Raw genomic sequence first — 20490 nt, 5'->3', positions numbered from 1 at the left:
TCAGTAGCTCTTGGGCAGGCCGAGCATCTGGGTGCCGATGTGGGCCAGGACGAGCTCTTCGGCAACCGGGATGTTCTTGGCGATCCGGGCGTCGCGGAAGATCCGCTCGACGGGGTACTCCTTGGAGTAGGCCATGCCGCCGAGCGTCTGGAAGGCCTGGTTCGCGGCCTCCCAGCCGACCTGGGCGCCGGTGAGCTTGGCGACGTTGGCCTCGTTGCCGCACGGGCGGCCCTGGTCGAAGAGCCAGGCGGCGTGATAGGTCATCAGGCGGCCGAGCTCGGTCTTCGCCTTGAGCTGGGCGAGGGGGAACTGCAGGCCCTGGTTGGCGCCGATGGGGCGGCCGAACACCTCCCGCTCCCGGGCGTAGTCGCAGGCGATCCTGAGGGCCGCGTCGGCCGTACCGATGCCGCCGGACGCGGCCAGGATGCGCTCCGGGTTGAGCACGTCCCACAGCACGCCGAAGCCGGCGTCGACCTCGCCGATGACGTTGCTGGCGGGCACCCGGACGTCGTCGAAGAACACCTGGCTGGAGTGCAGGATGTTGCTGCCCATCTTGGGGATCGGCGTGTAGGACAGCGTGCCCGCAGCGAGGGCCTCCTTCACGTCGACGAGGAAGAGCGTGAAGCCGGCCGTGCGGGGGAGCCCGCGCTCCTTGGTCTCGCTCGCCGGGATCGTGCGGGTGACCGCGACCATCCAGTCGGCGTTCTCGACGTTGGAGATCCAGACCTTCTGGCCCTTGATCACGAACTCGTCACCGTCGCGGCGCGCAGCCGTCTTGATCTCGATCGCGTTGCTCCCGGCGTCCGGCTCGGTCAGGGCGAGACAGAACTGGACGGTGCCCTCAGCCAGGCCGGGGAGGATGGCCTGCTTCTGCGCCTCGGTGCCGTGGCGGGTCAGCGTCATCGCGCCGAAGCCCGGAGTAGTGACGTAGAAGAACGTCCCGGCCACGCCACCGGACGCGCACAGCGTCATGTTCGCGACGGCGAGCTCGAGCAGGCCCTGCCCACCGCCGCCGTACTCCTCGGGGACGCACAACCCGAACCAGCCACCGGCGCCGAGGTCGTCGAACACCTCGCGCGGGAAGCGGTGCTCCTCCTCGCAGCGCGACCAGTAGGCGTGGTCGTACTTCGCCGCGACGGCGGCGACACCCTCGCGGACGGCGAGGGCGCTCTCGGGAAGGTCGAAGTCCATGGGGTTCTCCTTGGGTCAGACGAGGGGGCGGCCGAGGCGGCGGCGCAGCCGCATGTCGCCGAGCCAGAGGTTGAACGGGAAGGCGCGCAGCACCCGGGGAAGCCGCCGCTCGACGGCACCGGCCACGCGCATCATCCGGTCGAAGCGGCGCTGCTGGCGCCGGGTCCAGGACAGGCCCATCGCGTCGCGGAACACCGGCGGGAGGAAGCCCGTGGTCACGAAGACCAGGAACGGCGCGAGCACCCGGAACGGGGCCGGGAAGTTCTGCAGGGTCGTCAACCGCATGAGGTACGCCGCCACCTCGGGGTCGATGTCGACCTCGGCGAGCGAGTCCTCCCAGTAGCGGTCGAACGCCGCGAGGTCGGCAGGCCAGGCCTCCGCGGGCATCTGCAGGGTGGTGCCGAAGCGCGCGCAGTGGGCGTACAGGCCCTCGGCCTCGGCCTGCGGGAGCGGGCCGTGCATCTTCTCGATCATGTCGATGGTGCCGTAGTAGAGGCAGGCGGCGACCCAGGTCTGCAGGCGCGGGTCCATCGCGCGGTACTCGACCTTCTCGCCCGGGCGCGAGTAGACCTGCGCGTGCTGGCGGTTGACCTCCTTGCGGAAGGCGGTGCGGTCCGCGTCCTCGCCGAGGAGCGCGACGGCGAGGTAGGTGAAGGTCGTCCGGCCACGCTTGAAGGGCCGCTTGGTGGCGGCGCCGTCGTGCACGCGGCTGTTCATCACGCCGTACCCGACCCCGGGCCAGCTCAGCTGCATGATGACGTTCGCGGGGCCGGCGAGGTGCGCGCCGATGCCGGAGACGTGGTTGCGCATGTCGAACCCGTCGGGGACGGGTACGTCGCGCACCTTGCGGGGGGTGTTGGCGTCGACTCTGGTGCTCACGGGAGCAAGGCTAGTCTGTTGTTGGCAGCCTGCCAATAGTAGGTTGGTCCCATGACCTCAGCAGCCGTACGCCGCCAGCGCCTGTCGCCGGACGAGCGCAGGGAGCAGATCCTGCTCGCCGCGGAGCGTCTCTTCGCCGATCGTTCCTATGTCGACGTCTCCACCACCGAGCTGGCGCGGGAGGCAGGGGTGGCCCGCGGGCTGCTCAACCACTACTTCGGTGACAAGCGCGCCCTCTACCTCGAGGTCGTGCGTCGAGCGGCGCTGCTCCCGACGCTCGAGGACGTCGCGCTGCCGACCGGGACGCTCGACGAGCGGGTCGATGCCGCCGTGCACTGGTTCCTGGCCTCGATCACGCCGGAGCGGGCGACCTACCTGACCGTCCGGGCGGCCGAGGGCGTGGGGGAGGACGCCGAGATGCGCGAGATCCTCGACAGCGCCCACGACCTCGCGGCCGGACGGGTGCTCGAGATGGTCGGCGGCGAGCCCGGCGACCCGGCGCAGCGTGCGGCGATCAGGGTCTTCGGCGAGATGGCGCGCGGCGCGATCCGCGAGTGGTCCCGGGAGCAGACCCTGACCCGGGAGCAGGCGCACCTGCTGCTGCGCGAGTCCCTCCTCGTCATCGTGCAGACGGTGCTGCCGGGCCTGTGACCACGGTCCCCGGGGTGAGGGGAGAGGTCCGGTTGCGACCGGCCCGCTTGGCGTCGTACATCGAGTGATCGGCGCGGCTCAGCAGGCTCCGCGAGGTGCAGTCAGCCTCCGAGATGGCGATGCCGACGCTCGCCGTGATCCGGTCGTACGGCGCGTCGGACGCCTGGCCGTAGGCCTCGCCGACGCGCTCCCGGATCCGCTCGGCCAGCGTGTGCAACTCCTCGGCGTCGTGCAGGCGGGTGCACACGACGACGAACTCGTCCCCGCCGAGCCGGGCCACGGTGTCGCCGGCGCGCACGGTCTCGTGGAGGCGTCGGGCGATCTCGACGAGCAGGAGGTCGCCCTCGCCGTGGCCCCACGCGTCGTTGACCCGCTTGAAGCCGTCGAGGTCGAGCAGCACCACCCCGACGGTGCCGGGGCGGCTGCGCGCGAGGGCGTCGTCGAGCCGGTCCGTGAGCAGGGTCCGGTTCGCGAGCTGGGTGAGCGGGTCGTGCAGCGCGAGGTGGCGCAGCTGGGAGATCAGCTCGTTGCGGGAGTCCCGGAACAGCGCCAGGGTCAGCACCACGACGACCAGGCAGCCGACCATGCCCTGCGCGAGCAGCGCCTGCTCCTGGGGTGCGATGCCGCGCAGGGCGCCCCGGTCGAGCAGCGTGGCCCACACGATCGAGACCCCGGACGCGGCCAGGAAGCTCGTGCTCGTCGTGGTCGAGTAGCGCAGGGAGATCCACAGCGCCGGCAGCATCACCGCGAAGGACGTCGGTAGGCCGGGGTTGAACCAGAACACCCGGCCGAAGACGACCGTCGCGACGACCACCAGCCCGACCGTCTCGACGATCCGGTCGCGCGAGGGTCGGGGGATCCGCCACTGCGCGTCCCGGACCCGCAGCACCAGGGCGACCCCGGCCAGGGCGGTGACGCCGTTGCGCACGGCGAACAGCGCGAAGGTGTGGGCCAGCCCCTCGTGGGTCTGGGTGGCGAAGAACGCGGTGGCGAGCGTCGCCGAGACCGCCGTGCCGGCACCGACCGCGACGGCCAGGCGCCCGAGGTCGGTCGGGTCCCGCAGCAGGACCGGTCGCTCGCCGTGCCGCAGCAGGACGGCGGGGATGGCAGCGAGGGCGAGGTTGACGGCGACGAACCACACGGCCATCTCGGCCGTGGCCCCCGTCGCCAGGCTGACGGTGCAGGTGAGCGTCGCGAGCAGGCCCCAGTGGACGGCGGCGAGGCGCGCGGGGAGTGCGACGGCGTGGATGCCCCACAGCACTGCCACTGCCGCTGCCGGCCAGATCAACGAGACCTCGCTGCCCTCGACCCGGGTCGCGCGGCCGACCAGGATCGCCGCGGCGTAGGCGATCCCGAAGCCGAGTGCGGGCCACGCTGCCCGCACGGCTGCTCCGGCCACGGTCCTCTCCACTTCGGCTCGACGGCGGTGTCTCCTCCCCATCGGCAGGATCGGACGACACCTGAGCCTGAGGCCGCTCGCCGACCGGTGGACCAACCTTCGACCAATCTTTGCGGTCCATGCTGACGAGACGACGATCACACTCGGGGGAGTCGACATGGGGAAACATCCGCGGCAGCAGCCTGCCGCCCAGCTCAGCCGACGTTCGTTCGTCGGGTACGTCGTCGGGGGCACCTCGCTCATGGTGGCCGCCGACCTCACGCACGGGGCGGCACCGGCGAACGCGCTGCCGATCCCGTCGCTGCCGCAGGTGCCGGAGCTCTACGACCTCAACGACTTCCTGACGCACTGCGCGCTGCCGACCTCGATGCTCGTCGGGATCACCATCGACGAGGCCGGTGACGCGCACTTCGCGTTGCCCCGCATGGAGGTCGGACAGGGCATCACGACCGCGGTCGCGATGCTGATCGCCGACGAGCTCGACCTGCCGATCGAGCGGGTGCACGTCACGCTCGCGCCAGCGCGCCCGGAGCTGCTGTTCAACCAGCTCACCGGTGGTTCGAACTCGATGGTGTCGCTGTACACGCCGATCCGGGTGGCGGCGGCGGTCGCCCGCAAGTCGCTGCTCGAGGCCGCGGCGATCCTGCTCGGCTCCCAGGTCACCTTCCTGGTCGCGAAGCTGGGCGTCATCACCGGGCCCGGCGGCGCCTCCGTGACCTACGCCGAAGCCGCCCGCGACGCGGCCTCACCCACCTCACGCAAGGTCTCCGTCGAGCTCAAGGAGGCCGCCGAGCGGTCGCTGGTCGGCAAGCCGCACAAGCGCATCGACGCCCTGGACGCGGTCACCGGACGCAAGCAGTTCGCGATGGACCTCGACGTCCCCGACGCGCTGCCCACGATGGTGTGCCGGGCTCCGGACCTCAACGGCACGGCCCGCGCGGTGCGCAATGAAGCAGCCGTCGCGGCGATGCCGGGCGTCACCCACGTCGCGATCATCGCGACCGGGGTGGCCGTGCGGGCGCGCACCTTCGGGCAGTGCATCGACGCGGTCCGCGCCATGGACGTGGACTGGAAGGCCGGCACCGTCCCGGGCAAGAACTCCGGCGACGTCCTCAAGGAGCTGCGCCGGGCACAGCTGCCCCTGCTGGTGCCGAAGCTCGGGGCGACCTCCCTCGACGGCGAGTTCGTCTTCCACTTCCGCAGCGGCTCCGCCCTCGAGCCCAACTGTGCGGTCGCCGACGTACGCGCCGACTCCGCGACGGTATGGGGTGGGTTGAAGTCGCCCATCACCGCGCAGGGCCTGATCGCCAAGGCGATCGGCCTGCCCCAGTCGAAGGTCACCGTCAACGTCGTCCAGGGAGGCGGTTCCTTCGGCCGCAAGCTCTTCAGCGACGCCGCGGTCGAAGCGGCCCGCGCCTCGAAGGCGTTCGGGGCGCCGGTGAAGCTGATGTGGCACCGGGCCGACGAGCCCCGTCAGGGGCGGGTCCACCCGATGGCCACCTCCCGGATCAGGGCGACGACGCTGCTCGGCAGCATCATCTCGTTCGAGCAGCGGCACACCAGTGTCTCGACCGACTTCACGCACGGTCTCGGTGAGCGCCTGACGGCCGAGGCCGCGGCGTTGCCGACCGGGCTCGGCAACCTGGCCTTCTCGGAGTCGGTGTTCCTGCTGTCCCAGGAGTTGCCGTACAACTTCGGCGTCATCACCCAGCTGCTCAACGAGACCAATCTCGACCCGGAGCGGTTCAACACCAGCTCGGTGCGCAACATCTACTCGCCCGACGTGGCCACGGCCAACGAGCTCATGGTCGACCAGCTCGCTGCCCGGCTGAAGAAGGACCCGGTCGCCTTCCGGCGCGCGCACCTCAAGAACAAGATGGTCAAGCGGGTGCTCGAGCGCGCGGCGGAGCTGGGGGAGTGGGGCAAGGAGATGCCCGCGGGCACGGCCCAGGGCATCGCTGTCCACAAGGAGTACAAGGGCGCCACCGCCGTGCTGGTCGAGATCGACTGCCGGCCCGCGACCGTGAACCGCAAGGTCCGCGACGCCGTGACCGGACCGCGGGTCACCCGCGTCACCGTGGTCATCGATGCGGGCGTGGTGATCAACCCGACCGGCATCGAGGCGCAGATGATGGGTGGCTTCTCGGACGGGATGGCGCAGGCGCTGACCTACAGCAACCACCTGATCGACGGTCACTTCCTCGAGGCGAGCTGGGACAACTCGGCCTACACCCGGCAGTGGAACACGCCCTTCGAGTTCCGGTGCGAGGTGATGGAGTCGGAGAGCAAGGAGCCCGGTGGTGTCGGCGAGGCCGGCGTCGCGGCATCCATGGCCGCGGTCGCGTGCGCCTACGCGCGGGCCACCGGGAAGATGCCGACCGAGTTCCCCATCAACTTCAACGACCAGCTGCACTTCCAGCCGAAGTCGTTCGTCCCGTCCGTCCCCGAGTCGCCGACCGACGGCCTCGACCACACGTTCTGAGGTGCACCGATGCCCACCCACACCTTCCGGCTCAACGGAGAGACAGTGACCGTCGACGTCGAGGACGGCGTACGGATCCTCTGGGTCCTGCGCGACGTCCTCGGCGTCACCGGTCCCAAGTACGGCTGCGGGATCAACGTCTGCAAGGCGTGCACTTCGCACATCAACGGCAAGGCGTTCAACCCGTGCTCCGTGCCCATCGACGCGATCGGCGCCGAGGACGAGATCACCACCATCGAGGGCCTCGCCGACACCGCCCCCGGTGACGGGCTCCACCCCATGCAGGACGCTTGGCTCGAGCACGACGTCGCCCAGTGCGGCTACTGCCAGCCGGGGCAGATCATGACGGCGGTCGCGCTGGTCAACAAGGTCCGCAAGGAGGGCCGCGCGATCACCGAGGACGACCTCGACTCGATCCGCAACGTGTGTCGCTGCGGCACCTACTCCCGCATCCGTGAGGCAGTCCGCACCGGCGCCGAAGCGATGTAGGAGGGCCACCCGCCGTACGATTCGCCGGTGGACAGGATCGACCCGGACGAGCTCGCGATCGCGATCAAGGTGTTGCGGCAGATCCCGGAGCTGCACCCCGAGCACGACGACGTGGTCACGATGAAGCGTGCCGCGTCGTACATGTACAAGCTGATCAAGAAGACGCGGCGAGCCGAGATCCGCGAGGAGCGGCAGCGCCACGACCAGGACATCATCGAGTTGACCGCGACCGGGTCGGCGATGCGGATCGACGACGAGACCGCGGGCATCCCGCTGGTGTCGACGGCCAAGGGTGCCTTCGCAGGCGAGCTGATCACCGCGCGCGGGTGCTACATCTGCAAGGAGGACTTCACCCTCGTCGACGCGTTCTACCACTGGCTCTGCCCCCGCTGCGCGGCGATGAGCCACACGAAGCGCGACCAGCGAACCGACCTCACCGGCAAGCGGGCGCTACTCACCGGCGGTCGCGCCAAGATCGGGATGTACATCGCGCTGCGCCTGCTCCGCGACGGTGCGCACACCACGATCACCACCCGGTTCCCCAAGGACGCCGTACGCCGCTTCGCCGCGATGGAGGACTCCGCGGACTGGCTGCACCGGCTCAAGGTGGTCGGCATCGACCTCCGCGACCCGACCCAGGTGATCTCGCTGACCGACGACGTGGCGGCCGACGGTCCGCTCGACATCATCATCAACAACGCCTGCCAGACCGTACGGCGTCTCCCGGGCGCCTACTCGCACCTGATCGACGGTGAGAACGCCGCGCTCCCGACGCCCGAGTCGCTGGGCCTGACGGAGCTGCCGGAGATGGTCACCTTCGACCGGATCTCCGAGGCACACCCCGCCGCGATCGCCGGTGCCCTGTCCTCGACCGCCGTCGCCCACCACGACGGCGAGTCGACCGAGGCCGCCATCGAGGCACACAACGCTGCGTCACTCACCGCTCTCGCGCTCAAGGCCGGCGGTGCGTCCCTCGAGGCCCACCTGGCCGGCACCGCGATCGACGCCGGCGGGCTGATCCCGGACATCCAGGACAACAACTCCTGGACCCAGGTGCTCGACGAGGTCGACCCGCTCGAGCTGCTGGAGGTGCAGTTCTGCAACTCCATCGCGCCGTTCCTCATCAACTCGCGCCTGCGTCCTGCGCTGCGCGCGGCGGTGCAGAACGGTGCCCGCCGGGCCTACGTCGTCAACGTCTCGGCGATGGAGGGCCAGTTCTCCCGCCGCTACAAGGGCGCGGGACACCCGCACACCAACATGGCGAAGGCGGCGCTCAACATGATGACGCGCACCTCATCCGGCGAGATGTTCGAGACCGACAAGATCCTGATGACGGCCGTCGACACCGGCTGGATCACCGACGAGCGCCCGCACCACGAGAAGCTGCGCATCGCAGCCGAGGGCTGGCACGCGCCGCTCGACCTGGTCGACGGCGCCGCCCGCGTCTACGACCCGATCGTTCGCGGCGAAGCGGGCGAGGACATCTTCGGCTCCTTCCTGAAGGACTACGAGCCCTCTCCCTGGTGACGGAGTGGCCGGCGTGATCCGCGCCGGCGGGGTCGGGCCCGGTGGGTAGGGTCGGGCCATGAGCCGCGACATGGTCGACGCATACGTCGAGCGCCTGCTGGAGGAGTTCACCGGCACCGAGGCGCTGCAGAAGGACGAGCAGGGCGGCTATCCGTTCCGCTACAAGAACAGTGGCTACACGGTGCGGGTCGTCGGCAACGACGACCGTCCCGCGGTGCGCGTGTGGTCGGTCGCACTCCACGAGGTCGAGAGCACGCCCGAACTGCTGGGGCTCCTCAACACGATCAACCAGCGGCTGCTGCACGCGCGGGTCTACTGGGCCGACAAGGCGGTGGTGTTCGAGGACGCGGTCTCCGGCCTCGCGCTCAACAAGGGCACCCTCGAGTCGTCGCTGGTCGACGTCCTGGAGGCCAGCAACTTCTTCGCCCCGCAGCTGAAGGAGAAGTTCGGCGGCACGCTGACCTTCGAGGAGGAGGCCGCGGCGCCGGGCGCCGACCCGTCGGCCGAGCCGGCGGCGGGCGACGGCCTCTACCTCTGAGTCGCACGCCTCAGCGTCGCCGCGACCAGGGTCCTGGTCTCCGCGGGGTCGACGACGTCGTCGATCTCGAACACCCGCGCCGCGTTGAGCGCCTTGGCGTGCTCGCGCATCTCGGCGGTGTGCTGGACGACCGCGGCCTCCCGCTCGTCCTGCGGCATCGCGGCCAGCTCGTGCGCGAGCGCGAGACGAACCGCGCCCTCGAGCCCCATCGGGCCGAGGTGCGCGCCGGGCCAGGCGAGGGTGAGCAACGGGCGGTGGGTGCTGCCGCCGAGCATGGCCTGCGCGCCGAGCCCGTAGCCGCGGCGCAGGACGACGCCCACGAGCGGCACGGTCAACCGGGCGCCCGCGTTCACCATGCGGGAGGCGTGCCGGACCAGTCCGGTGCGCTCGGCCTCGGGGCCGACCATGAAGCCGGGGGTGTCGACGAGTGACACGACCGGGATCCGCCAGCGCTCGCAGAGGTCCAGGAAGTCGGCGGCCTTGACGGCGGCGTCGCTCGTGATCGCCCCGGCCAGGTGGGTCGACTGGTTCGCGATGATGCCGACCGGCACGCCGTCGAGGTGGGCGAGTGCGGTGACAAGCTCGGGCGCCCAGGCCGCGCGCAGCCAGACGATCGACCCGTCGTCGGCCAGCGCTTCGACCAGCGGTCGTACGTCGAACGCCTCGCGGTCGTTCTCCGGGAGCATCGTGCGCAGCTCGTCCTGGTCGGTGGCGGGCACGCCGTGGTCGGCGGGCTTCCCCGCGAGGGCCAGCAGGCGTCGTACGACGGCCACGGCCTCCTCCTCGTCGTCCACCACGACGTCGACCACGCCGTTGGCGGCCTGCTCCTCGACCGGTCCGATCTCCTCGGCGGCGAACTGCCCGAGGCCCCCGCCGGCGATCATGGCTGGACCGGCCATGCCGAGGTTCGCGTCCGGCGTGGCCACCCGCAGGTCGGCCGAGCCCGCGATCACCGCGTTGCCGGCGAAGCAGCGACCGGACACCACGGCGATGCGCGGCACCACGCCTTCGAGCGCGCCCCACAGCGCGAACGAGCCGACATCGAGCGCGGAGACCAGGGGCAGGTCGGTGTCGCCCGGCCGCCCACCGCCGCCCTCGGTGAAGAAGACGGTGGGCAGGCCCATCCGCGAGACCAGCTCGATCAGGCGATCGGACTTGCGGTGACCCCGCATGCCCTGGGTGCCCGCCATCACGAGGTAGTCGTAGGACAGGACGGCCACAGCGGCGCCGTCGATGGTGGCGGTACCGCCGATGATCCCGTCGGCCGGTGCCTCCACGACGAGCTCGGCCAGTGGGCGCCGCGACTCCTGGGCCGCGGTGACGAAGCGGCCGTACTCGATGAAGGAGCCGGGGTCGACCAGGTCGGCGATGTTCTCGCGGGCAGTCCGGCGGCCCTTCGCGTGCCACCGGGCGACCTTCTCCTCGCGTGCGGCATCGGTGGTCAGGAAGCGCCGGGCGAGCACCTCGGTGAGTCCTTCGGCAGGGGCGTCCTCGGTCACCGGGCCATCATGGCAGCGAGGTGGGGCCGGGGTGCGGCTCAGTCGCGACCGAAGGACGCCGGATCCCCGGTGAGCACCCGCAGGGCGAGCACGGTCGTCGCCTCCATGTTGAGGTGGCCGACGACCCGCTCGACGCGAGCGATGTCCAGCGGCAGCAGACCGGGGGTGCCGGGCACGTCCGGGGTCAGCCCGAGGTCCAGGTCGGTCCGGCCCGCCATCAGCCGGACGTTGAACTCGTAGCGCTCGCGGGCCTCGGGGACGCTCAGCTTCGCCAGGACCGAGGCGCCGATCCGGCGGGAGCCGGTCTCCTCGCTCCAGGCGTCGAACGCTGCGACGAGCGCGTGGCCCTGGTTGTGCTCCAGGTCGGCCCACACCGCCTGCATCGAACCCATGTGGGTGAGCAGGACGGCTGCGGTCTTCTCGCCGATCCCGCGGATGCCCGGGAGGTTGTCGCTGGTGTCGCCCCGGATCGCGGCGAACTCCAGATAGCGCTCCGCGGGGACGCCGTACATCGTCATCAGGTGGGCGGAGGTCAGCAGGGGCGATCCGCTGATGCCGCCGTCGATCAGGCGCAGGACGCGGGCGTGCTCGCTGATGTGGGCGAAGGAGTCGCGGTCGGAGGTGATCATGACGCAGTCCCAGCCGTTCTCCCCGGCCCAGGTCGCAGCGGAGGCGTTGACGTCGTCGGCCTCCAGTCCCGGGGGAGTGAGCGTGGCGAGACCGAGCGCGTCGAGCAGGGCGCCGGCACGGTCGAGCTGGTCGACGAGGTCGGCGTCCTTCTCGGCTCGGCCGGCCTTGTAGTCGGGGTAGAGGTCGCGCCGGTGGGAGCTGACCCGGTCGTCGAGGCCGAAGATCACCGCGTCCGGCGCGAAGACGTCGATGGACTCGATGATCTGGCGCAGCATCCCGTGCAGCGCCCAGGCCGGGCGGCCGGTGCGGTCCTGGAGTCGCGTGTGCGCCCGCGCATGGTGGTTGCGGTGCAGCAGCGACGGTGCGTCGACGGCCAGCAGGAGCCGGCGAGGTCGGTCAGGAACGGGATTCATGGTGATCCCGGCCGATCCTACGGGGCGCTCGTGCTCCCGAACTCGGCTCGGTAGTGCTCGGACAGTGCCGGGTAGTAGTCGTCGAAGTCGGCGGTGGCCGGGTCGCCCCCGGCCTCGGCGACCTGCATCCGGTCGAGGTAGTAGTCCCAGCCGGGACCGACGCTCTCGGCCATCGTCGGGTCGGGCACGTCCTGGGCGAACCTCAGCATCGTGACCCCGTCGGCCTCGCTGAGGTCCAGGTGCAGGCGCCAGCTGTCCGGGGCGTCGCCGTCGGTGGGCATGGAGGTCGTGATCCGCAGGCGGTACGGCGGCGCGCACTCATCGATCGTGAACAGCTCCTCGGGCACGTCGTCGCCCTCGAAGGTCATCTGGAAGAGCACCTCGCCGGCCGCGGGGTCGCCGGTCCAGGTCCCGATCCAGCGCGCCAGGCGGTCGGGCTCGGTCACGGCCGCCCACACGTCCTCGACGGGCGCGCGGAAGGTTCGCTCGAACTGCACGAAGGCGCGATCGTCCTCGACGTGGCGACGGCCGGTCGCCACGGGGCCGTGGGGGCTGGTCGGGATCATGCGGTCTCCTCCTGGTGGGTGGCTGCCGGGCGGGCGCCGCGGCGCTCGCGGGTCGTGCGGCGGACCTCGAGGTCCAGCCCGTCGAGGGCGGACTCGGGGATGGGCGGTGCGGGACGCCCGGCGAGCTCGTCGAGCTCGGCGAGCCACGCGCAGACCGGGGCGAGGCCGCCGGGAGTGAGCCGGTAGTGACGCTCCCGGCCGCGGTCCTCGGCGCTCACCAGTCCGGCGTCGGCGAGCAGCCGGAGGTGCTTGCTGATCGCGGGACGGCTGATCGGGTGCTCGTCGGCGAGATCGACCACGCGTGCCGGACCGCCGGCGAGCCGCCGGAGCAGGTCGCGGCGGACCGGGTCGGCGATCGCCGCGAACTCGTCCATGACCAATTGGTAACACATTGGTTACCGATTGCCAAGGGCGTCAGGTCCTCAGGTTGAGCGGCGAGTCCTTGCGCGACACCATGTCGAAGCGCTCCGCCGGCGTCATGGCACGGAACGGCTCCAGCACCTCCAGGCCGTAGCCGCTCACCTCGACGGCGTCGAGCGCCGGCACGACCGAGTGGACCACCTGGTCGTCGTACAGGTGCAGCATCGTGAACGACTGGTGCGCGTCCACGCCCGAGAGCAGACGGCGGTCGGGGGCGAGCTCCGAGGAGTAGCAGGTGGCCGAGGCGACGGAGACCGGCACGCCCGCGAACGTCGACCACGACGTGAAGTGGAAGTGGCCGCCGAGGATGCCCCGGACGTCGGAACCAGCCACCACCTCGGCCAGGCGCGGCTGGTCGTGGAGCTCGATCAGCTCGGCGAGACGGAGCATGGGCACCGGGATCGGCGGGTGGTGCATCGCCAGCAGGGTGCCGTGCGGCGCGGGCTCGCTGAGCACGTCGGCCAGCCAGGCCAGCTGGTCCTCGGACAGCTCGCCGTGGTGCCAGCCCGGCACGCTGGTGTCGAGCGCGACGATGCGCAACCCGGCGACGTCGTGGACCCGGTCCTGGGGCTGGTCGTCGTCGGCGTCGGTGTCGTAGAGCCCACGGGCGTAGGCGGCGCGGTCGTCGTGGTTGCCCATCACCCACACCACCTCGGCCCCGATCGCGGCCGCCGCCGGCTCCACGATGGCGCGCAGCGTGGAGTACGCCGCGGGCTCGGCCCGGTCGGCGAGGTCGCCGGTGAACACCAGTGCCTGCGGCGGCGTGGGGAGCCGGGCGAGCCGGACGAGGGCGGCCTCGAGACGGGCGGTGGTGTCCACGGCGCCGTACAACAGCGAGCCGTCGAGGAGGTGGGGGTCACTCAGGTGCGCGACGACGTGCGTCGGGTCGGGGTACTGGCCGAGGGGCTCCACGCGACGAGCGTAGGTGGTTGCGCGCGGCAGTGATACTGGGACGGTGTTCGCCGCCCTCGCCCTCTCGGTCGCCCTCGCCCTCGCGCCTGCGCAGGTGTCGGCACCGACGCCCACGCCGCCCCCGGGCAACGCCGACCTCGACTACCAGCTCGGCGGAGTGGCGACGCCCGCGCCGCAGGTGGACGTGGTGGTGCGCGACCGCCGGGCCCGCCCGGCGGCCGGTCGCTACAACGTCTGCTACGTCAACGGATTCCAGACCCAGCCCGACGAGGCAGCGCTGTGGCGCAAGCACCCGTCGCTGGTGCTGCGCCGCAACGGCAGCCCCGTCGAGGACTCCGCCTGGGGTGAGTGGCTGCTCGACATCCGCAGCACGGTGAAGCGCCAGGCGCTGATGAAGATCATCGGGCCGTGGATCGACCGTTGCGCCCGCGACGGCTTCGACGCCGTCGAGTTCGACAACCTCGACTCCTTCTCGCGCAGCAGTGGCCTGATCAAGCCGACCCACGCCAAGGCGTTCGCCCGCGTGCTCGCCCGCAGGGCCGAGGTGCGCGGTCTCGCCGCTGGTCAGAAGAACTGGGCCGAGCTGGACGGGCGAGGTCTCGGCTTCACCTTCGCGATCGCCGAGGAGTGCGGCCGCTACGACGAGTGCGGCGACTACGTCGCGTCGTACGGTTCCCGGGTGCTCGTCATCGAGTACCGCCGCGTCGACTTCAACCGGGCCTGCGCGGCGTGGGGCAAGCGGCTCGGCATCGTGTTCCGGGACCGGGCGCTGACGCCGAAGGGACCTCGGGCGTGGTGCTGACGCCCCGGGCGGACTAGCGTCGGGGCCATGACCGAGATCGACGTGGAGGCCCTGCCCAGCGGACCCGGTTGCGAGGAGTGCTCGGCAGCGGGCGGGTGGTGGGTCCACCTGCGCCGCTGCGCGGCCTGTGGCCACGTCGGCTGCTGCGACTCCTCCCCGGAGCAGCACGCGACCGCGCACTTCCGCGAGAGCGGCCACCGGATCGTGCAGAGCTTCGAGCCGGGCGAGGACTGGTTCTGGGACTTCGGCGCGCAGGGCTACTACGACGGACCGTCGCTCGCCGCGCCGACCGCGCACCCGGACGACCAGCCGGCCCCCGGTCCGCGCGGCGCCGTGCCGACGAACTGGCGTGACCTGGTCCGCTGACGCGTACCCGAACGAAGGGAAACGGGGGCCCGACCGGCCCTGATCGCCTTCTCGGGCGGCTGTTTCCCTTCATTCGTGCACGCCTGTGGAGGGCTGACCGCACGGGAGCAGTGGTTGGGCGAGGCTGGGGGGATGGACCCGGTCGAGGCGCTCGCGATGACGGGCGGCGTCGCGAAGCGGCGGCGACTCGTCGAGCTGTCCTCGCGTCGCCAGGTCGACCGGGCAGCGAGAGCCGGACTGATCGTGAGAGGGGATCGCTCGACCTACCGGCTCCCTGACCTGGACCGCGCGGCCCGTCGGGCACTCGAGCTGGGCGGCAAGGTCGCCGTGCTGAGTGCTGCCGTCAGCCACGGCTGGGAGGTGCCTGCAGCGCCGGTGCGGCCGTGGATCATGTTCGACCACCATGCCAAGGGAGCGGGAGCCCTCGATGTCGAGGTCGTCTGGGGTGATGTCGCGGAGGAGACGGCCCTGGTGACGCCCGAGCGGCGGACGGTGCTGGACTGCGCGCGCCGGTTGCCCTTCGACGTCGCGCTCTGTGTCGCCGACTCGGCGCTGAGACACGGTCTCGACCACGACACCTTCCTCCGTGACGCGCACGCACTTCGTGGCAAGGGATCTGCGCAGGCTCGCGAGGTTGCCCGGATCGCCTCGCCCCTGGCCGCGAACGTCTTCGAGAGCGCGCTGCGCGCGCTGGCGATCCGGGCCGGACTCGACGTCGAGCCGCAGGTGGCCATCGAGATCCCGGGGAGCGTCGGCCCCGTGGTCGTCCATCCCGACGTCGTCGATGTGGATCGCCGTCTGGTGCTCGAGGCCGAGTCGTGGGAGTTCCACACCTCGAAGACCGCCTTTCAGCGGGACTGCTGGCGTTACACGGTGCTGGTCCTCGAGGGGTGGACGGTCCTGCGGTTCACGTGGTGGCAGGTGATGCACGACCCGGACTGGGTGGTGGCCTGCCTGGTCCGGCTCCGCGAGCAGGTCGCGGTGTGATCCAGGCGCTCAGACGCTGACGCGACCGAGGTGGGCGACGAGGTGGTCGGCCAGGTCGGCGGTGTCGGCGGCCGCGCCGTCGATGAAGGTCGAGCGGCGGCGGCGCAGCACGGGGAGGCCGGTGACGTAGAGGCCGGGCCAGTCCACGACGCCACCCTCGTGGCGCAGTGCGCCCTTGTGGTCCAGGACGGGCAGCTCGAGCCAGGAGAAGTCGGGCTTGATGCCGGTGGCCCACACCACGGACCGGATGCCGGCCCTCCGGAGGTCGACCAGCAGCGGCGCTCGGGGGACGACGGTGGGCTCGGGGCGCTCTCCGCGTCCGCCGGCGAAGTCGTCGATCGTCGTGAGCAGTCGGTTGAGCTTGAGGTCGGCCATCGTCAGCACGTTGGTCAGGGAGCCCGAGAACTGGGCGATGCCGTCCCGGATGCCGCCGAGCTTGCCGACGACCTGGATGCCCTGCGCCTGGAGCACGTTGAGGTCGAGGGTGCGATCGCCCCCGACGAGCTGGAACGACGGCAGGTTGCGGGCGCGTACGACGTCGTCGACCTGGTCCCAGCGGTGGTCGAGGACGCCGCTGGCGTCGAGCCACCAGAGGATGTCGCGGTCGCGGTAGCGGCGCGGCACCCGGACGTGCTCGCCGGTCGCCAACGTCACCGGTCGACCGGAGCGGTGGATCTCCTCGGCGAGCTGGATGCCGCTCGCGGCTGCCCCGACGACGAGGACGCCGCCCTCGGGCAGCTGGGTCGGGTTGCGGTAGTCCAGCGAGGTGACCGACTCGATGGCCTCGGGGAGGGCCTGGGCCACCGCGGGAAGTGGCGCGGTCGTGATGCCTGCCGCGATCACGACTGCTTGCGCGTGCCACGGGCCCTGGCTGGTCTCGACGACGAAGTCGTCCAGGCTGGGGCGGACCGCGGTCACGGTGGTGTCGGTCTGGACGGGCGCGCCGTCGGCGTACCCCTGGATCAGGTCGACGACCTCACCCACGGCGAGGTAGCCGTCCGGGTCGCCCTCGTGCTGGTGGCCGGGCAGCCGGGTCATCCAGTTGGGCGTGAGCAGGCGCAGGGAGTCCCAGCGCTGGGTGCGCCAGGAGTGCGCGACCTGACCGCGCTCGAGGACGACGTGGTCGATCGCGCGTTCGGTCAGACGGCGGCTCATGGCCAGCCCGCTGTGTCCGGCACCGATCACCACGACGGTGGTCGTACGGGCGGGCTGGCTCATGAGGTCGTCGGTCCTGTTCGGGTGCTGATCAGTTGATGGTGACGGTGACGGCGGTCGGGTTGGTGAGCGCGTCGAAGACGGCCGAGCGCTTCTGCGACTGGGCGACGAGGGCCTGGATGTCCTCGGGGGAGGCGTCGGCGTCGATGTCGTAGTTGACCCGGATCTCGTTGAACCCGTTGCGGACCTCCGGGTCGGCGCCCAGGATGCCGCGGATGTCGTGGTCGCCCTCGATGGTCGCCTTGACCGAGTTCAGCTGGATGCCGCGCTGCTGGGCGACGGCGGCGACGCCGGCGGTGAGGCAGCCGCCGAGCGCGACGAGCACGACCTCGACGGGGGTGGCGCCGTTGTCCTCGGCCGCGAACTGCAGCGGGTGGTCGCCCTCGAAGGTGAACCTCTTGGTGTGGGTCTGCTCGGCGCCGAGGCCGAAGAAGTTCTCGACCTCGCCGAGGCTGTGGGTGCCCTTGCGCCAGGTGTTGGTCGCGCGCCAGGTGAACTGCGCGAGGTCCGGCGTCTCGGTGATCGCGCCGCGGGCGCCGAGGAGGGCCTCGACGTTGACGCCGTTGTCTGCGGTTGCGGTTTCAGTCATGGCAGTGCTCCTGGGGAGAGGGTGGGATGAATCAGTTGTAAGACTAGTTAGTCACTCAAGTATTGGGCAACGGGGTCCACGCTCCGGTCCGAGCGGACCGTCGGGTGTGTGTCAGCGCAACGACTTGCGCGCGGTGATCCGGCCCGTGTCGAAGCCCGCGAGGTGCAGTCCTCCGTGGAAGCGGGCGTGCTCGATCTTGATGCAGCGATCCGTCACCGTGGTCAGCCCGCGAGCCCTGGCGTCGGCGGTCGCGGCGTCGTTGATGATGCCGAGCTGCACCCACAGCACGGGCGCCCCGATGGCGACCACCTCGTCGACGATCCCGGGCAGGTCGGATGCCTTGCGGAACACGTCGACGACGTCGGGCACCTCCGGCAGGTCGGCGAGCGAGGCGTGCACGGTGTGGCCCAGCACCTCCTGGCCGGCCGCCACGGGATTGACGAAGTACAGCTGGTAGTCGGTGTCCTGACGCAGGTACGTCGCCACGAAGTAGCTCGCCCGCGCGACGTTGGGGGAGAAGCCGACGATCGCGACCGACCTGGCGGCCTGCAGGATCGCCAGCCGCTCCTTGGCCGAGGGCTCGGTGGCGAGCTGCGGGATGGTCGCGGTCATCAGTCGTCCTTCAGGGCGGCGGTCAGGGCCTGGTCGAGGTCGAAGATGATGTCGTCCACGTCCTCGATGCCCACGCTGATCCGGACCAGTCCGGGCTCGACGCCGGCAGCGGCGAGCTTCTCCTCGCTCAGCTGGGAGTGGGTCGTGGAGGCGGGGTGGATCACCAGCGTCTTGGCGTCGCCGATGTTGGCGAGGTGGCTCGCCAGGTCGAGTGCTTCGATGAAGCGCTGACCCGCGGCGCGACCCTTGCGGATGCCGAAGCTGAAGACGCTGCCCGGTCCGAGCGGGAGGTACTTCTGTGCCCGCTCGTGGTGCGGGTGGTCGGGGAGGCCCGCCCAGTTGACGAACTCGATCCGCGGGTCGTCGTACAACCACTGGGCGACGGTGCGCGCGTTGTCGACGTGCTGTTGCACGCGCAGGGGGAGGGTCTCGATGCCCTGGGCGAGCAGCCATGCGGACTGGGCGGGAAGCGCCGGGCCGATGCTGCGCAGCTGCTCGGAGCGCAGCCGGGTGAGGAAGGCGTACTCGCCGAAGTTCCCCCACCAGGTGAGCCCGTTGTAGTGGGGAACCGGCTCGGTGAACAGCGGGAACCGCGGCTGCGACCAGTCGAAGCGACCCGACTCCACGACCACGCCACCGAGGGTGGTGCCGTGGCCGCCGAGGAATTTCGTCGCCGAGTGGATGACGATGTCCGCGCCCCAGTCGAAGGGGCGATTGAGGTACGGCGTGGGGATGGTCGAGTCGATGACGAGCGGCACGCCCGCGGCGTGGGCGACCTCGGCCAGTCCCTCGATGTCGGCGATGTCGCCGGAGGGGTTGGCGACGGTCTCGGCGAAGACCAGCTTGGTGCGATCGGTGATGGCGGCGGCGTAGGCGGCGGGATCGGTGTCGGTGACGAAGGTCGTCTCGACGCCGAAGCGGCGCAGGGTCAGGTCGAGCTGGGTCACCGAGCCGCCGTAGAGCTGGGCGGAGGCGACGATGTGGTCGCCGGCGCCGACCAGCGAGGCGAAGGTGATGAACTCGGCACTGATGCCCGACGCCGTGGCGACCGCCCCGAGTCCGCCCTCGAGGCTGGCGACCCGCTCCTCGAACGCCGCGACCGTGGGGTTGGCCAGCCGGGAGTAGATGTTGCCGTACTTCTGCAGGGCGAAGCGGGCCGCGGCATCGGCGGTGTCGTCGAAGACGAAGGCAGCTGACTGGTAGATCGGCAGGGCGCGCGACCCGGTCGCTGCGTCGGGGATGTTGCCGGCGTGGATCGCACGCGTGCGGAAGCCGTAGGAGTGGTCGGTCATCGGGGCTCCCGCTCATAAGTCAACCAAGTCACGTGACAAGCATGACATATGGCAGTTGGTGCCAACTCCGCCGTCGTGACTGCTGTCGTCCCCGCCCCGTGGCTGCCACGATGGCGAGATGGGTCTGAGCAACGAGGAAGCGCACCGGATCGCCCGCGAGCGGGGCGTCAGCGGCCCGCTGTACCTGCTGGTGAAGTACGCCGCGGCGCTGGTCCTTCGGGTGGTGTGCGGCTTCACGGCCACCGGCAAGGAGAACGTCCCGAAGAAGGGGCCGGTCGTGATCGTGCCCAATCACAAGAGCTTCTGGGACCCGTTCTTCGTCGCCATCGTGCTGCGGCGACCGGTGCACTTCATGGGCAAGGCCGAGCACTTCGAGGGCCCGATGGCCGGCATCTTCCTGCGCCTGGGCGCGTTCCCGGTGCGGCGCGGTGCGTCCGACGTCGAAGCGCTCGAGACGGCCCGCGCGATCCTGCGCCGCGGTGACGCGCTGGCGCTGTTCCCCGAGGGGACGCGGGTGCGCGAGGAGGGCCTGGGTGCGCCGAAACGCGGCGCCGCCCGGTTCGCCATCGAGGCCGGCGCCCCGATCGTGCCCGCCACGATCACCGGCACCGAGAAGCGCCGGTGGCCGCTGCCCCGCAAGGTGCGCATCGTCTTCGGGACACCCGTCTCGGTCGACGGCCTCGAGGCCACACCCGAGGACGCCGCGCTCGCGATCGGCCAGGCCTGGCCGCAGGTGAGCGAGGAGTACGCCCGCTGGCAGAACCGGCCCGGCCTGGTCGCCGCCGGCGCGGCCGCCCTCGGGCTCGCATGGCTGGTCCGCAAGCGCCTGAAGTAGCCGCGTCCTCGTTGGTCGAGGAGGCCGCCCGCGGCCCCGTTGGTCGAGGAGGCCCGCGGCCCCGTTGGTCGAGGAGGCCGACCGCGGCCGTCTCGAGACCTCTGGCTGCGGTGCCGGAGCTCGACCACGGCACCCGTGGGTGCACCGTCTCGCCGGGTCTCGAGACGGTCGCTGCGCGACCTCCTCGACCAACGCT

The 20490-nt window shown here is 71.1% G+C and carries 21 protein-coding genes; 9 read left to right on the top strand and 12 right to left on the bottom strand.

Annotated features, from left to right (window positions below; genetic code table 11):
* Together ASE01_RS22105 and ASE01_RS22100 are read right to left on the bottom strand one after the other, a co-directional pair.
* Nucleotides 1–1191 (bottom strand): acyl-CoA dehydrogenase family protein, encoded by a 1191-nt coding sequence (locus ASE01_RS22105; RefSeq protein WP_056757849.1) that lies wholly within the window; start codon nt 1189–1191, stop codon nt 1–3.
* Between the two features lie 15 nt (nt 1192–1206).
* Nucleotides 1207–2070: an oxygenase MpaB family protein gene (locus tag ASE01_RS22100; RefSeq protein ID WP_200958961.1), complete on the bottom strand. Its 864-nt coding sequence runs from the start codon at nt 2068–2070 to the stop codon at nt 1207–1209.
* A 51-nt stretch (nt 2071–2121) separates the two neighbouring features.
* Here ASE01_RS22100 and ASE01_RS22095 point away from each other — a divergent pair, with 51 nt between their 5' ends.
* Entirely contained in the window at nt 2122–2721 is a 600-nt protein-coding gene (locus tag ASE01_RS22095; protein ID WP_056757848.1) for a TetR/AcrR family transcriptional regulator, read from the top strand.
* Here the strand turns inward: ASE01_RS22095 and ASE01_RS22090 are convergent.
* Nucleotides 2690–4120 (bottom strand): GGDEF domain-containing protein, encoded by a 1431-nt coding sequence (locus tag ASE01_RS22090; protein WP_200958959.1) that lies wholly within the window; start codon nt 4118–4120, stop codon nt 2690–2692. The genes ASE01_RS22095 and ASE01_RS22090 overlap by 32 nt on opposite strands.
* Nucleotides 4121–4277: 157 nt before the next feature.
* Here ASE01_RS22090 and ASE01_RS22085 point away from each other — a divergent pair, with 157 nt between their 5' ends.
* Genes ASE01_RS22085 through ASE01_RS22070 form a run of 4 tightly spaced genes read left to right on the top strand, consistent with a single transcriptional unit; the run spans nt 4278 to nt 9156 of the window.
* The gene (locus ASE01_RS22085) at nt 4278–6602 is read left to right on the top strand and encodes a molybdopterin cofactor-binding domain-containing protein (protein ID WP_056757843.1); all 2325 of its coding nucleotides are present in this window, start codon (nt 4278–4280) and stop codon (nt 6600–6602) included.
* A gap of 9 nt (nt 6603–6611) precedes the next feature.
* A complete protein-coding gene (locus ASE01_RS22080; protein ID WP_056757840.1) occupies nt 6612–7091 on the top strand; it encodes a (2Fe-2S)-binding protein in 480 nt (159 codons plus the stop codon).
* Between the two features lie 27 nt (nt 7092–7118).
* Nucleotides 7119–8618, top strand: a complete 1500-nt coding sequence (locus tag ASE01_RS22075) for an SDR family NAD(P)-dependent oxidoreductase (protein WP_056757835.1) — start codon at nt 7119–7121, stop codon at nt 8616–8618.
* A gap of 58 nt (nt 8619–8676) precedes the next feature.
* The gene (locus ASE01_RS22070; RefSeq protein ID WP_082606310.1) at nt 8677–9156 is read left to right on the top strand and encodes a T3SS (YopN, CesT) and YbjN peptide-binding chaperone 1; all 480 of its coding nucleotides are present in this window, start codon (nt 8677–8679) and stop codon (nt 9154–9156) included.
* Here ASE01_RS22070 and ASE01_RS22065 read toward each other — a convergent pair.
* The 5 genes from ASE01_RS22065 to ASE01_RS22045 are packed head-to-tail and all read right to left on the bottom strand — an operon-like array spanning nt 9147 to nt 13596.
* Nucleotides 9147–10655: an acyl-CoA carboxylase subunit beta gene (locus ASE01_RS22065; RefSeq protein WP_157537719.1), complete on the bottom strand. Its 1509-nt coding sequence runs from the start codon at nt 10653–10655 to the stop codon at nt 9147–9149. The two genes, ASE01_RS22070 and ASE01_RS22065, sit on opposite strands and share 10 nt — an antisense overlap.
* 38 nt (nt 10656–10693) lie before the next feature.
* Complete coding sequence (locus ASE01_RS22060; protein ID WP_082606309.1) at nt 10694–11698, bottom strand: 5'-3' exonuclease; 1005 nt, start codon at nt 11696–11698, stop codon at nt 10694–10696.
* A 17-nt stretch (nt 11699–11715) separates the two neighbouring features.
* The gene (locus ASE01_RS22055) at nt 11716–12264 is read right to left on the bottom strand and encodes an SRPBCC family protein (RefSeq protein WP_056757830.1); all 549 of its coding nucleotides are present in this window, start codon (nt 12262–12264) and stop codon (nt 11716–11718) included.
* Nucleotides 12261–12638 (bottom strand): ArsR/SmtB family transcription factor, encoded by a 378-nt coding sequence (locus ASE01_RS22050; protein WP_056757827.1) that lies wholly within the window; start codon nt 12636–12638, stop codon nt 12261–12263. Before ASE01_RS22050 ends, ASE01_RS22055 begins: the two co-directional genes overlap by 4 nt.
* A gap of 40 nt (nt 12639–12678) precedes the next feature.
* Nucleotides 12679–13596, bottom strand: a complete 918-nt coding sequence (locus ASE01_RS22045) for a phosphodiesterase (RefSeq protein WP_056757824.1) — start codon at nt 13594–13596, stop codon at nt 12679–12681.
* Between the two features lie 43 nt (nt 13597–13639).
* Here ASE01_RS22045 and ASE01_RS22040 point away from each other — a divergent pair, with 43 nt between their 5' ends.
* The 3 genes from ASE01_RS22040 (at nt 13640) to ASE01_RS22030 (ending at nt 15751) form a co-directional block, all read left to right on the top strand.
* The gene (locus ASE01_RS22040) at nt 13640–14398 is read left to right on the top strand and encodes an endo alpha-1,4 polygalactosaminidase (RefSeq protein ID WP_056757822.1); all 759 of its coding nucleotides are present in this window, start codon (nt 13640–13642) and stop codon (nt 14396–14398) included.
* A gap of 27 nt (nt 14399–14425) precedes the next feature.
* Nucleotides 14426–14764: a UBP-type zinc finger domain-containing protein gene (locus tag ASE01_RS22035; protein WP_056757819.1), complete on the top strand. Its 339-nt coding sequence runs from the start codon at nt 14426–14428 to the stop codon at nt 14762–14764.
* 132 nt (nt 14765–14896) lie between these two features.
* Nucleotides 14897–15751: a hypothetical protein gene (locus ASE01_RS22030; protein ID WP_056757817.1), complete on the top strand. Its 855-nt coding sequence runs from the start codon at nt 14897–14899 to the stop codon at nt 15749–15751.
* A gap of 9 nt (nt 15752–15760) precedes the next feature.
* On the opposite strand, the gene ASE01_RS25455 is transcribed toward ASE01_RS22030, so the two are convergent.
* The 4 genes from ASE01_RS25455 to ASE01_RS22010 form a co-directional block, all read right to left on the bottom strand.
* Nucleotides 15761–16969 carry an NAD(P)-binding domain-containing protein gene (locus ASE01_RS25455; RefSeq protein ID WP_082606307.1) on the bottom strand — a complete coding sequence of 403 codons (1209 nt, stop codon included), beginning with the start codon at nt 16967–16969 and terminating at the stop codon, nt 15761–15763.
* A 28-nt stretch (nt 16970–16997) separates the two neighbouring features.
* A complete protein-coding gene (locus ASE01_RS22020; protein ID WP_056757815.1) occupies nt 16998–17555 on the bottom strand; it encodes an OsmC family protein in 558 nt (185 codons plus the stop codon).
* A gap of 111 nt (nt 17556–17666) precedes the next feature.
* The gene (locus tag ASE01_RS22015) at nt 17667–18167 is read right to left on the bottom strand and encodes a CoA-binding protein (RefSeq protein ID WP_056757813.1); all 501 of its coding nucleotides are present in this window, start codon (nt 18165–18167) and stop codon (nt 17667–17669) included.
* Nucleotides 18167–19459, bottom strand: a complete 1293-nt coding sequence (locus ASE01_RS22010; RefSeq protein ID WP_056757809.1) for an O-acetylhomoserine aminocarboxypropyltransferase/cysteine synthase family protein — start codon at nt 19457–19459, stop codon at nt 18167–18169. The genes ASE01_RS22015 and ASE01_RS22010 overlap by 1 nt, the downstream gene beginning before the upstream one ends.
* A gap of 118 nt (nt 19460–19577) precedes the next feature.
* Here ASE01_RS22010 and ASE01_RS22005 point away from each other — a divergent pair, with 118 nt between their 5' ends.
* The gene (locus ASE01_RS22005) at nt 19578–20294 is read left to right on the top strand and encodes a lysophospholipid acyltransferase family protein (protein ID WP_056757806.1); all 717 of its coding nucleotides are present in this window, start codon (nt 19578–19580) and stop codon (nt 20292–20294) included.
* The last annotated feature ends 196 nt before the right edge of the window (nt 20295–20490 follow it).

This window comes from Nocardioides sp. Root190, assembly GCF_001428565.1.
GTDB lineage: Bacteria > Actinomycetota > Actinomycetes > Propionibacteriales > Nocardioidaceae > Nocardioides.
This window is presented reverse-complemented; position numbering and strand designations above follow the sequence as displayed.